The sequence below is a fragment of the Acinetobacter sp. YQ_14 genome (assembly GCF_043102985.1).
In the GTDB taxonomy this organism is placed as follows: domain Bacteria; phylum Pseudomonadota; class Gammaproteobacteria; order Pseudomonadales; family Moraxellaceae; genus Acinetobacter; species Acinetobacter venetianus.
The window spans coordinates 1-12,975 of sequence record NZ_JBICJJ010000004.1; the positions used below are offsets into that span (position 1 = coordinate 1).

The following is a 12,975-nucleotide window of genomic DNA, read 5'->3' on the forward strand; positions in this document are numbered from 1 at the left end:
AGCATCTGACTTGGCAGCGACAGACAATGCCGCAGTTAAATACGATGATGCAACAGCGAAAGACAAAGTGACTTTAGCTGGTGCAACTGGTACGACATTGACAAATGTTAAAGCAGGCGATGTTTCAGCAACTTCTGCTGATGCGGTAAATGGAAGTCAATTATTTGCAACGAATCAGAATGTAGATAAGAACACTTCTGATATCGCGACAAATGCGACAAACATTACTAAGAATGCATCAGACATTAATACCTTGAATACGACTGTAACGAACCAAGGTAATGAAATCACAACACTTAAAGGTGGTTTCAACTTACAAACAAATGGTACGAATGCAGGCGCAATTAAAGCAGGTGATACTGTTGACATCGGTGTAGCTGATTCAACAGATAGCAACTTAACAGCAACCAAGACAGGTAATAATATTGCATTTGCTTTAAGTAAAGACTTGACTTTAGATAGCGTAACGACTGGCAACACTGTGATGAATAATGCAGGCATTACGACAGATAAAGTGACTGTTGGAAATGTAATCATTGATAAATCAACAAACAAGATCAGTGGTATTGAAGCAGGTACAGACGTTAAAGATGCTGTAAATAAAGGTCAGTTAGATGCTTTAGCGGCACAACAAACAACGACTGACAATGCCGCAGTTAAATACGATGATGCAACAGCGAAAGATAAAGTGACTTTAGCTGGTTCAACTGGTACGACATTGACAAATGTTAAAGCAGGTGATGTTTCATCAACTTCTACTGATGCGGTAAATGGAAGTCAATTATTTGCAACAAATCAGAATGTAGATAAGAACACTTCTGATATCGCGACAAATGCGACAAACATTACTAAGAATGCATCAGACATCAGTACCTTGAATACGACTGTAGAGAACCAAGGTAATGAAATCACAACATTGAAAGGTGGTTTCAACTTACAAACCAATGGTACGAATGCAGACGCAATCAAAGCGGGTGATACTGTTGATATCGGTGTAGCTGATCCAACAGATAGCAATTTAACAGCAACTAAGACAGGTAATAATGTTGCATTTGCTTTAAGTAAAGACCTGACTTTGGATAGCGTAACAACTGGTCAATTAGCGGTTGGAAATGTTGCAATCGATAGTACGACAAATACTGTCAAAGGCTTAAGTAATAAAGACTTAACGGCTGCTGACTTCGCAACTCAAGGTCGTGCAGCGACTGAAGAGCAATTACAACAAGTGATCAGCAACAACATTACAGAGGTTGTTGATGGTAATGGTAATAAAGTCAACATTATTGATCAGGTTGTAAATACTCAACCAGACAATAAAAATCAGGACTCATTGTTCCTTACTTATGATAAGCAAGGTCAAGAAACGACCGATCGTTTGACGATTGCTCAGACTGTTCAGAAGATGAATACAGAAGGTGTGAAATTCTTCCATACCAATGCAGACACTTCTAAAGGTGATTTAGGTACGACAAATGACTCAAGTGCAGGTGGATTGAACTCAACTGCAATTGGTGTCAACGCGATCGTTGAAGCGGGTGCAGATAGTTCTGTTGCACTAGGTCACAACACGAAAGTTGCTGGCGCTCAGTCAATTGCGATTGGTAACGGTGCAGAAGCATTAGGTACTCAATCTATCAGCATCGGTACTGGTAACAAAGTGAATGGCGATCATTCAGGAGCAATTGGTGACCCAACGATTGTTGATGGCAGCAACAGTTACTCTGTGGGTAACAACAACCAAGTATTGACAGACGATACCTTTGTACTTGGAAACAATGTAACTCAAACAGTTGCTGGTTCAGTTGTTTTAGGTACGGGTTCGGCAGCGACTACAGGTGCTGGTGTTGCAGGTTATGCATTATCAGCAGCAACTACAGCTGACAAAACTGCAATTAGCAACACTACATCTACAACTGGTGCAGTCGCAGTTGGTGATGCTGCAAATGGTATCTACCGTCAAATTACTGGCGTTGCGGCTGGTACAGCCGATGCAGATGCAGTTAACGTTGCTCAATTGAAAGCTGTCGGTAATCAAGTGGTTGAAACACAAACTGCACTTGTAGACAGCCTTGGTGGTAATGGGAAGGTAAATGCTGATGGTACGATCACAGGCCCAACTTATAATGTGGCTCAAGGTACTCAAACTAACGTTGGTGATGCATTAACAGCACTTGATCAAGCAATTGGCAATGCTGCAACCACGTCTAAAACAACAGTGTCAAATGGTGAAAACATTGTTGTGAATAAGACGAAAAATGCGGATGGTTCAGATAACTATGAAGTTTCAACTGCTAAGGACTTAACAGTCGATTCTATTACAGCAGGTGATACTGTTCTGAACAATTCAGGCATTAACATTGGTAATAATGCTGTTGTATTAAACAACACTGGTTTAGTGATTGCAGGCGGTCCGAGTGTAACAACACAAGGAATCAATGCAGGTAATAAACAAATTACCAATGTTGCAGCAGGTACAAGCGCTACAGATGCTGTGAATAAAGGTCAATTAGACACAGCAATTAGCAATGTAAATAACAATGTTAATGAGCTTGCGAATAATGCGGTTAAATACGATGACGTAAATAAAGACAAAATCACATTAGGTGGTGCTAATGGCACAACCATCAGTAATGTAAAAGATGGTGAAGTTGCTCAAGGCTCTAAAGATGCTGTGAATGGCGGTCAGTTGTGGAATGTTCAACAACAAGTGAACCAAAACACAAGTGAGATTTCTAACATCCAAACCAATATCGACAATATCAACAGTGGTAAGTCTGGTCTTGTTCAACAACAAACACCAAATGGTGAAATCACAGTTGGTAAAGATACTGGTGGTACTACAGTAAATGTTGCAGGTAACGATGGTGATCGTGTTGTAACTGGCGTTAAAGATGGTGCTATAAAAGCTGATTCTAAAGATGCTGTAAATGGTTCACAGTTGAATACAACGAACCAAAAAATTGCTGAGTATCTTGGTGGTGGAGCTGGGTATGACAACATTACGCAAAGCTTTACTAATCCTACATATAACGTAGGTGGTAAAGATTACAACAATGTTGGCGGTGCAGTAGATGCTTTAAACAAAGCAGATCAAGCATTGAATACCAAAATTGACAATGTAAGTAACCGTCTAGAGCAAGCTTTCTACTCAACAAACCAACGTATTGATGATGTAGAAAAACGTGCGAATGCGGGTATTGCGGCGGCAATGGCTTTAGAAGCAGCACCGTTTGTAGCTGGTAAATATACTTATGCAGCAGGCGCTTCTTATCATGGTGGTGAAAATGCAGTGGGTGTGACCTTACGTAAAACTGCAGACAATGGACGTTGGTCAATCACAGGTGGTGTTGCAGCAGCATCACAAGGTGACCCAAGTGTACGTATCGGTATCAGCGGCGTAATCGACTAATTCATTGTCGAGGAGAGTCATTTGACTCTCCTAGCTTCCAACAGATTAAGAGAGTAAAAAATGAAAAATATGATAAAAGCATTAGTATTTGGGATGGTTTCTACGATAGCAATCACTGCAATTGCAGATGATGAAGTGGTTGTTCAGCAAGAGGAAATTAAATTTCCTACGGTTGAAAAAAGTTACCTTAAACAAGTACAGCGTTATGAATATGACAATGTTGCACGCTTAGATACAGGTTTAACTAAAGACCAAATTCGATATATTTTGGGCAATCCTCAATTTAGCGAAGGGGTATTTTTTGTAAAAACGTGGAACTATGTGTTAGATATTCGCCAACCAAATAGCCAAGATTATTTACGTTGCCAGTTGCGCGTAGACTTTGACAAGAAAAACCTATCCAAGCTCTTATCTTGGAGAGGAGAAGCTTGTGAGGGCTTAATGGCGTGGGGTTCAAACAATCAAGTACCAAGTGATGCGAATTTAGCTGGAGCAAGATCAGGAAGCGTGTTCTTTGCATTTGATCGTTCAAATGTAAATGCAATCGAACAAGGTTCAAGTTCTGTGGCAGCAATTGCTGAGCGAATTAAGCAAAGTAATTCAACAGGTCCGATTACAGTTGCAGGTTTTGCTGATCCATTGGGTAAATTTTCATACAACCATCAACTTTCAGCACAGCGAGCGAATACAGTAGCAAAGCTTTTGGTAAATGAAGGCATTGATGTCAATCGCATTCAGATCCAAGCCAATAGCCAAACTGATTTATACCAACAATGTGCGGGTAACAAAGCTAATAACCGTCTTGTTGGTTGTTTAGCTCCAAATCGTCGTGTGAATGTCAGTTGGTAATTTACTTGTCTTGAAAAAGGCTACCGTGAGGTAGCCTTTTTTATATCTAAATCTCATGCGGTTTTCTTTTGAGAACAACATTTTAAATTTAATTGCATTTTGTCGGCTAATTTCAAAAATATGTGAACTGTTGGACAATAATGATGTTTTTGATTAAAAATTAAACTAAAATCCGCTATTTATGAAATAGCATGTTTCGATGTCAATTTCATGTATTTCAATAATTAAAGAAAGTATCTCATCAGTAGAGTGAATGAATCATTTCTCTCGACTCCAAAAGCTGATTAACGATGCTTCATTTTTATAGAGGCTTTCAAGGGGAAAGATATGTTGGACTCAAAAAACTTAGTTGTATTGGATCAAATGCTTGTCTTAACTAAAGAGGGGAAAAACGATTTGGTTTATGAAAATAATACTTTGCTCAAAGTAAAGATTTTTTCAAATCATCATATTGTTGTAGAGGATGATCAGCAGACGAGCTTTCTTTTAAAACGCCAAGATGAAAATATAGTTTGGTCTTTTATTTAAATATGTATTGTTATATCAAGAGCACCTCAATTCAAAAAACTTAGGTGCTCGTACTTGCTTGCTGCTTTAAATCCATCAGAATCGGGCAACATTCATTTTCAGTGGTTTTGCACTCATCTAACCATGTTGAAAGACGTAGTTTGAGTCCTTGTAACTCTTGAATACGTTCATCAATTTTATTTAATCGCTGTTCGATGACATGACGTACTTCCACTCGATCTTCTAAATTTAAGGTTAATAGCTCCTTAATTTCATTCAGTTGCAATCCAGCATCTTTGGCTTTTTGAATAAAGCTTAATGTTTCCAAATCTTGTTGATGATAATAACGATAACTTTGGGTGCTTTCAGGAATCCGCATTAAGCCAATCCGCTGATAATAACGAATGGTCTCAACATTGATATTGCAGGATTTTGCCAATTTCCCAATAGTAAGATTCATTTTTTGTGCCTCATCGATTGCCAAAATAATACTTGACTCTGTACCTAGGTACAGACTTTATGCTAAACCTATCCAAAAAGAAAAGATAGGTGTTGTCGTGGAACATCAAAAAACGTCATCATGCTGCTCTGGCAATAAGGCAGCGATTGTGTATGAATTTATTGATCTAGTATGTGGTATGCAAGTTGCTGAAACATCAGCGTATTATTTTGACTACCAAGATATTCGATATCTATTTTGCTCAGCAGGTTGTCAACAGAAATTTAGTGCACAGCCTGATGCTTATTTAAAAGCAAATCAAACAGACAAAACGTCATCTTCTTGCTGTGCTAAGGAGAAGCCACAAAAACAATCAAGTTGTTGCGGAACGTCAAAAGAACAGCCTGTTGTTGCATCTGTGGAAAAATCTTCTTGTTGTGAACCGAAGCCAAATGAGGAAAAGAAAAGTTCATGTTGCGGAGGTGAAAAAAAGCCACAAATAGCGCAACCTGAAGTAAAAAAATCTAGCTGTTGTGGTGGCGGGCATATACATCAAGTTGCTGATGGAGATACAGAGATTGATCCTGTTTGTGGGATGTCAGTTAAAACCACGACTGATCTAAAAACAACGTATCAGGATAAAACTTATTATTTCTGTAATCCATCTTGTTTGGATAAATTCAACAATGATCCTGAGTTCTATCTTATTCCACCTGATCAGCGTCCTGTACCTGAAGGTGCAATGGATATGGATTATACCTGTCCAATGGACCCTGAAATTGTGCAGAAGGGACCTGGTACGTGCCCAATTTGTGGTATGGCGCTTGAGCCAATGCAACCTACTTTAGATGATGGGCCGAATCCTGAATTAGTTGATTTTAGTAAGCGTTTTTGGACGACATTGCCACTGAGTTTGTTGGTGATGATCTTGGCAATGGGTTCGCATATTCATGCTTTTATTTCTCCGCATATTCAACCGTGGATCGAATTGATTTTAAGTTTGCCTGTAGTGTTATGGGCAGGTTATCCAATTTTACAGCGCTGCTGGGTGTCTTATAAAACTGGACATCTCAATATGTGGAGTTTGATTGGTGTCGGTGTACTCGCTGCATTTATTTATAGTGTGGTTGCAACGATTTTCCCATCACTCATTCCAGTTGAAGCTAAAACTGGACATGGTGTCGCTGTTTATTATGAAGCAGCCTGTATGATCGTTTCATTGAGTTTACTCGGGCAAATTCTAGAGCTTAAAGCGCGTTCACAAACTGCAAACTCGTTAAAAGCATTGTTACGCTTACAACCAGCCAAAGCCAAACTTGTTCAAAATGATCAAGTCAAAGAAGTCGATATTGCCATGATTAAACAAGGCGATATTTTACAGATTTCTTCTGGGGAGCAGATTCCATTGGATGGTCTTGTGGTTGATGGCAAAACCTATGTTGATGAATCGATGATGACAGGTGAACCTGTTCCAGTAAAAAAGGAAAAGGACGATCAAGTGATTGGCGGTACGATTAATCAACAAGGTTCGATTCGTATTAAAACTACGGCAGTTGGTACCAATACAACACTCGCCAAAATGATTCAGACGGTAGCTGATGCGCAACGCTCCAAAGCGCCTTTACAGCGTATTGCCGATGTTGTGGCGAAGTATTTTGTGATTGCTGTATTAAGTATTAGTGTGTTGACTTTTATCGCTTGGATGGTTTTTGGTAAAGCCCAATTTGATTTGGCATTGATGTGTGCTGTTGCTGTACTGATTATTGCCTGTCCGTGTGCTTTGGGCTTGGCAACACCAATGTCTGTGATGGCGACAACGGGGCGTGCCGCACAGAAAGGGGTACTATTTAAAGATGCAGAAGCAATTGAATCTTTGAGCAAGGTGAATACCTTAATCATTGATAAAACAGGAACATTGACTGAGGGTAAGCCGAGCTTAAAAGAGATTCAACCGTTATCAAATGTGTATAGCCAAAGTCAGATCGAGTTGTGGATTGCATCAATCGAGCAATATTCGACTCATCCTATTGCCCAGACGCTCACTAAACTTGTTGATTCAGATCAATTGTTGAATGTTTCTGATTTTGAAGATGTTACTGGCTTTGGTGTAAAAGGCACGATAGAAGGTAAGGCGCTTTATATAGGTAGCCAAAAATTAGTTGAACAGCTCGGTTTAACGTTTAGTAGCGAAACGTTGATGCAAGAGCTAGACCAAAAACGATCTCAAGGAGATGTCATTAGTTTCCTAATGTCTGAGCAAGAATTAATTGCTTATGTTTCGATTCATGATGCGATTAAGGAAAATGCCAAAGCCGTTATTGATCAACTTCATGCCGATGGGATCGACGTGATCATGGCGACAGGTGACCATGAAAAAAATGCACAGATGGTTGCAGCTGCACTAGGTATTCAACAGGTATTCGGCAATTGTGATCCGAAGCAGAAGCTTGAAATTGTGAAGCAAGCACAGTCACAAGGTAAAGTGGTTGCAATGGCAGGAGATGGTATCAATGATGCACCCGCACTTGCTCAAGCCAATGTCGGCATTGCAATGGGCACAGGAACAGATATTGCCAAACAAACTGCACAAGTGACGTTGGTGAAAGGGGACATACAAGGCGTAGCGCACGCTTTACATATGGCAAAACTTGGTGTGAAAAACATGAAGCAGAACCTTGCGTTCTCATTTGTTTATAATGGATTAGGTGTGCCAGTTGCGGCAGGTTTGTTCTATCCACTCACTGGTTTATTACTTACGCCAATGTTCGCAGCTGTTGCAATGTCATTAAGTTCGCTATCTGTGGTAGTTAATGCGTTGCGATTGAATAAATCATAATCCTTTTTGTTTTAGCTCTATTCTCATAAATTGAGAGTAGAGCCACGTTTATTTTTGACTCAATTGACATCATCAAAATGAAACCAGTCAATTCTATTTTTATGCTTTATCCTTAACGTGAATAAAAACTATTGGGAAATAGCTAAGGATGGAATGGCAAATGAAAAATAATAAATTTACAAGGTTGATTAAACCTTTAGTGACTTCTTGTGTGATTGCATCAAGTTTAATGGTAATGAATGTTGGTCATGCAGCACCCGCAGAAAAATTAGATTTAACCCTTTCTACCTATTCGCAGAATAAAATCAAAAAACTGCTTAATGATCCGAAGGTTTGGGATCAAATTCCCAAGCAAGTGACATTATGTGTGTATTCCCCAAGTGGCGAACATGGTGAGGCATTTGAGCAGGCGACTAGCTATTTAACAGAGATTCCTCGTATTGTGCGAATTGCAAAGCAGTATGGCGTGAATATGAATGTGACACGTCCATCTAATCTTCAAATGAATTTAAGTTTTGATTATCCAAAGCTCAAAAAAACAGCGTCTACTTTGGTGACTTTAAAAGTTTATACCAATGAAAGTGTGTTAACTGAAGACTTCCGTAGCAAACGTTGTGATGGCGCAGGTATCAGTAATTTAAGAGCGAAACAGTTTAATAAGTTTGTTGGTAGTATCGATGCAATTGGTGCGGTGCAGACATATAAACAATTAACTGCTGTGATTCAAACTTTAGCCAACCCAAAGTTTGATGACAAAATGGTTAATAAAGATTTTGAGGTTGTTGGCGTAGTGCCATTAGGTGGTGCGTATATTATGGTGGGAGATCGTAATATCAATACACTGGCAAAGGCAGCAGGCAAGAAGATTGCGGTTTTACAATTCGATGAAACTCAAAAGAAACTGGTTCAAAATGTTGGGGCGCAGCCAGTTGCAGTCGACTTATTAACTGTCGGGCCAAAATTCAATAATAAAGAAGTTGATATCATGGCTGCACCAGCAATTCTATTTGAACCAATGGAATTGCATCGGGGTATGACGGACAAATCAGGTAAAGTTGTTGGTGGAATTATTAAGTTTCCAGTCATTCAGGTCACTGGAACCTTAATTATGCATCGTAATAAGTTTCCTGCTGGGATGGGATCAATCGCCCGTGAAATCATTTCAAAACAATTAACACCAGCATTTAACTTTGTAGATAAGCTTGAAGGTCGCATCCCTGATAAATATTGGATGACCTTAAATGAAAGCGATAAGCCGGGTTATGTGCGCTTAATGCGCGAGGCACGCATTCAAATGACCAAAGAAGGTTATTATGATCCAGATATGATGAAGCTACTTAAACAGATTCGTTGTTCGCAAGATCCTACGAATTATGAGTGTGCTTTAAAAGATGAGTGAGTGATATAAATGCTTATAAAGATGGGATGATTGTTTAGAAAAATAATCATTCTGTCTTTTTATTTTATTTAAAATTTATTTAAAAAAACTAATAAAATTATAGCGAATTAATATGACAACTTTAGCTAGATAGCTTTGCTAATGTTATATTTAGCGGTAGAAAATGAATAAGATATCTTTTTAACTTGATGATAAGTATTAATTTAAAAAGGAAGTAATTCTAAGTTATTCGTTTTATTTTAAATATTATAGAAAATAAATTGCTCCAGAGATGCCGCTGCATGGTCGTTACCCTGAACCCGATGAGTTCAAGGTGGAGGTGACGCATATTTAACGGGTTTCCTACTCAAGGTAGGCATACACTCAAAATATACAGAACACATCCATAAATTTAAGTATCGGCAGGGGACTAGACGTACTGGCGAACACCCTAGAGACAGTTTTAGTATAACTGATCTTTACACGATGGCAATGTTTGCAGGCCACATATCTGTAAAGATACTTACTAATTGATGGGGCTTTGTGCAATTTTACTCAACAGTTTGTTCAACATCTTCCAAAATCGTTTGGAGTAGGTGTTCGCAGTGTGCATATTCTTGCAAAGACTTATTCAAACTGAACACTTCTTGAGCCATTTGTAGAGCAACCATGATCACAAGTTTGTTGTGTTCAACACGCGGTGCATTACGACGCATATCATGAAATTTCTGATTTAGTAATTCTGCAGCACGCTCTAACTCTTCACGCTTGTCTTCAGTTGTATTGAGACGAAAAGTTTGTTCTATTAAACGTAGCTCAACAACGATCGCTTCACTCATGATCAAATCTCCTCTTGTGTTTCAGCATTCGGGTGAGCAAGTTGCTGAATTTCTTGTGCGTGTTGATCTTGAGCGGTGCCTAAAATGGCAAGACGTTGAATGATGGCTTCAACTTTAGATTTTGCCAATTCATTCTTTTGCAATAATCGATCACGATCCTGCTGTAAGTCTTGGATTTCTTGCTGACTGTGTCTCTGTTGTGCTTGTAATTTTTCTTTATTAACACGTAAATCATTACGCTCAGCCAATATTTCTTGGAAGCGGTTTTTAAGATCAGTGGTACTTTTTTCTAAACGGCTGTAACGTTCAGCTAAAGTTGTCGCATCAGTATTCAGTTGTTTAAATTGATCTTGTAACTGAGTCAGTTGTTCAGTTAAGTTATCAACTTCTTCCTGCTTTTGCGTGATGATGCTATTTTTTTGCACGATTTGTGCATGATGATCAGTTTCAGCTAATTGTTTAGCCTCAGTGAGCGATGTATTTTCTCGCTCAAAATGGTGTAAGCGCGTTTTTAAAACACCAATATGCGCTTGTAGACGCTGTAATTGTTCTAACATAACGAAGGTCGCACAGAGTTGCAATCAAAGGTAATATATACAGCAGTATAGAGATTGGATAAACGAATGCAAGACGATATTTCAGGTTGGACGGAATGGAATGCCCATTTTGATGGGATTGAAGAAATTTCAAGTCCAAGTGAGTTACATGGTTTACTAACAGGTATAGTTTGTGTGACACAAGCACCGACCTCTGATGAATGGTCACAAATCTTAAACACCTTAAATGTGCCTGTTTTACAACCAGAAGCACTCGAAAGTTTAACTGACGAAGCTGAAGACGTGGCACATGCTCTGTCAGATGATGAACTTGATTATTTGCCAATGCTTCCAGATGATAGCCATTTACTTGTAGATCGTGTTCAAGCATTAGCTGATTGGTGTGCAGGCGTTGTGCTTGGTTTCGGTTTGGCTTCTGGTCATATTCGTGGAGAAGAACAAGAGCTGATTGAACATTTACAAGATGTTGCAGCAGTTGAGTTTGAAGACTCGGATAATGATGAAGAAGGTGAAGAAAGCTATCAGGAATTGTATGAGTTTGTTCGTTTAATTCCTGTGAGCTTGTCAATTGGCCGTACCAAGATTCCTGTAAGTGAAAGTTCTTTGTTGAAAAATTTCCATGCAAAAAGCAGAAATCAAGACAATCAAGCAGCAGATCCGCAAACGGTTGTAGAAATGTTTACCCCACATCGTCCGAGTTAAGACGGTTTTAAATCTCCCTAAATCCCTCTTTATAAAAGAGGGACTTTCTAGCTGTAGGATAATATGAAACTAAGTCAAGCCGATTTCAAACAACGCCGTGATCTTCTCGCACAGAAAATAGGAAATAACAGTATCGCTATTATTGCGACGCGAGCAGAAATGTATCGTAATCGTGATGCTGATTATAAATATCGAGCGGACAGTAGTTTTTATTATCTAACTGGATTTGCAGAGCCAGAAGCGGTTGCGATCATTGAAACCTTTGAAGAAGGTGAAGATTATAGCTATAGCTTATTCTGCCGTGAACGTAACCGTGAAATGGAAATCTGGAATGGCTATCGTGCTGGGATTGATGGTGCGATTGATATTTATGATGCTGATGAAGCTTATGCGATTGATTTGCTTGATGAAGAAATTATCGACAAGCTATTAAACAAACAACGCCTTTATTATCGTATCGGACAAACTTCAGAGTTTGATGCGCGAGTAAGCCAATGGATTCAAAAGGCGGATGCACAACAGCGCCGTGGTGGTGCAGCGCCAGCAGAAGTGGTTCAATTGGATCGTATTGTTGACGAGATGCGTTTGAAAAAATCGGCACAAGAAATTGAGTTGATGCAGATTGCATCGAATATCAGTGCTGAAGCGCATACCCGTGCAATGCAAAGCGTAAAACCAGAGATAATGGAATATGCGCTTGAAGCAGAACTGAATTATATCTTTGGTAAAAATGGTTGTGTACCTGCTTATAATAGCATTGTAGGTGGTGGTGAAAATGCCTGTATTTTGCACTATGTTGAAAATAACAAGCCGTTAAAAAATGGCGATTTAGTTTTGATTGATGCGGCTTGTGAATATGAGTTCTATGCGTCAGATATTACCCGTACATTCCCAGTCAATGGTAAGTTCAGCCCTGAACAGAAGGCACTTTATAATATTGTTTTAGATGCACAAATTGCAGCAATTGATGCAACCCGTATAGGCAATCATTATAAATATCCACATGAAGTTGCAGTAAAGATATTAACTCAAGGTTTAGTTGATCTTGGTTTATTGAGCGGTGATGTGGATGAGCTGGTGGAAAGTGAAGCATTCCGTCAATTCTTTATGCATGGTACAGGACATTGGCTTGGTATGGACGTGCATGATGTTGGCGCGTATAAAACTGGCGAAGACTGGCGTGCTTATGAAGCCGGTATGGTGGTTACGGTTGAACCCGGTTTATATGTTGCACCTGATGATGAAACAGTAGATGCGAAATGGCGCGGTATTGGGATTCGTATCGAAGACGATATTGTTGTTACGGAAAATGGACCATTGGTTCTAACCAAAAATGTGGTGAAAACCGTTGAAGAGATTGAAAGTTTGATGGCGAGTAATTAAAGTAAGATTGAGAAAAGGCTTATCAATAGATAGGCCTTTTTATTTAGTTTGATAATGCAGACAACTTTTGAATATA

Annotated in this window: 10 protein-coding genes and 1 other RNA gene; 7 read left to right on the forward strand and 4 right to left on the reverse strand. The window is 39.1% G+C overall.

Going from position 1 to position 12,975, the window contains the following annotated elements; all coding sequences use genetic code 11:
• From ACF8D3_RS02295 to ACF8D3_RS02305, 3 genes are all read left to right on the forward strand, one after another.
• A partial coding sequence (locus ACF8D3_RS02295) for a YadA-like family protein (RefSeq protein ID WP_392469899.1) occupies positions 1-3,409 on the forward strand: 3,409 nt, incomplete at its 5' end.
• Positions 3,410-3,469: 60 nt separating this feature from the next.
• Positions 3,470-4,258: an OmpA family protein gene (locus ACF8D3_RS02300; protein WP_392469901.1), complete on the forward strand. Its 789-nt coding sequence runs from the start codon at positions 3,470-3,472 to the stop codon at positions 4,256-4,258.
• 327 nt (positions 4,259-4,585) lie between these two features.
• Positions 4,586-4,786 (forward strand): hypothetical protein, encoded by a 201-nt coding sequence (locus ACF8D3_RS02305; RefSeq protein ID WP_392469903.1) that lies wholly within the window; start codon positions 4,586-4,588, stop codon positions 4,784-4,786.
• A gap of 40 nt (positions 4,787-4,826) precedes the next feature.
• On the opposite strand, the gene ACF8D3_RS02310 is transcribed toward ACF8D3_RS02305, so the two are convergent.
• The gene (locus ACF8D3_RS02310; RefSeq protein ID WP_007483597.1) at positions 4,827-5,225 is read right to left on the reverse strand and encodes a MerR family transcriptional regulator; all 399 of its coding nucleotides are present in this window, start codon (positions 5,223-5,225) and stop codon (positions 4,827-4,829) included.
• A 97-nt stretch (positions 5,226-5,322) separates the two neighbouring features.
• Here ACF8D3_RS02310 and ACF8D3_RS02315 point away from each other — a divergent pair, with 97 nt between their 5' ends.
• Positions 5,323-8,040, forward strand: coding sequence for a heavy metal translocating P-type ATPase (locus ACF8D3_RS02315; protein ID WP_392469905.1), 2,718 nt, complete (start codon positions 5,323-5,325; stop codon positions 8,038-8,040).
• Between the two features lie 160 nt (positions 8,041-8,200).
• Positions 8,201-9,439: a putative solute-binding protein gene (locus ACF8D3_RS02320; protein WP_136458709.1), complete on the forward strand. Its 1,239-nt coding sequence runs from the start codon at positions 8,201-8,203 to the stop codon at positions 9,437-9,439.
• Positions 9,440-9,697: 258 nt separating this feature from the next.
• Here the strand turns inward: ACF8D3_RS02320 and ssrS are convergent.
• The 3 genes from ssrS to ACF8D3_RS02335 all read right to left on the reverse strand — a co-directional run bounded on the left by ssrS (position 9,698) and on the right by ACF8D3_RS02335 (position 10,814).
• A non-coding RNA gene (gene ssrS / locus ACF8D3_RS02325) (6S RNA) lies at positions 9,698-9,879 on the reverse strand.
• 90 nt (positions 9,880-9,969) lie between these two features.
• Entirely contained in the window at positions 9,970-10,257 is a 288-nt protein-coding gene (locus ACF8D3_RS02330) for a cell division protein ZapA (protein WP_007483594.1), read from the reverse strand.
• 2 nt (positions 10,258-10,259) lie between these two features.
• A complete protein-coding gene (locus ACF8D3_RS02335; RefSeq protein WP_007483593.1) occupies positions 10,260-10,814 on the reverse strand; it encodes a hypothetical protein in 555 nt (184 codons plus the stop codon).
• Positions 10,815-10,880: 66 nt separating this feature from the next.
• Between ACF8D3_RS02335 and ACF8D3_RS02340 the strand changes: the two genes are divergently transcribed.
• Together ACF8D3_RS02340 and pepP are read left to right on the forward strand one after the other, a co-directional pair.
• Positions 10,881-11,516 carry a UPF0149 family protein gene (locus tag ACF8D3_RS02340; protein ID WP_392469908.1) on the forward strand — a complete coding sequence of 212 codons (636 nt, stop codon included), beginning with the start codon at positions 10,881-10,883 and terminating at the stop codon, positions 11,514-11,516.
• 63 nt (positions 11,517-11,579) lie between these two features.
• A complete protein-coding gene (gene pepP / locus ACF8D3_RS02345; RefSeq protein ID WP_392469910.1) occupies positions 11,580-12,899 on the forward strand; it encodes a Xaa-Pro aminopeptidase in 1,320 nt (439 codons plus the stop codon).
• Positions 12,900-12,975 lie beyond the last annotated feature (76 nt).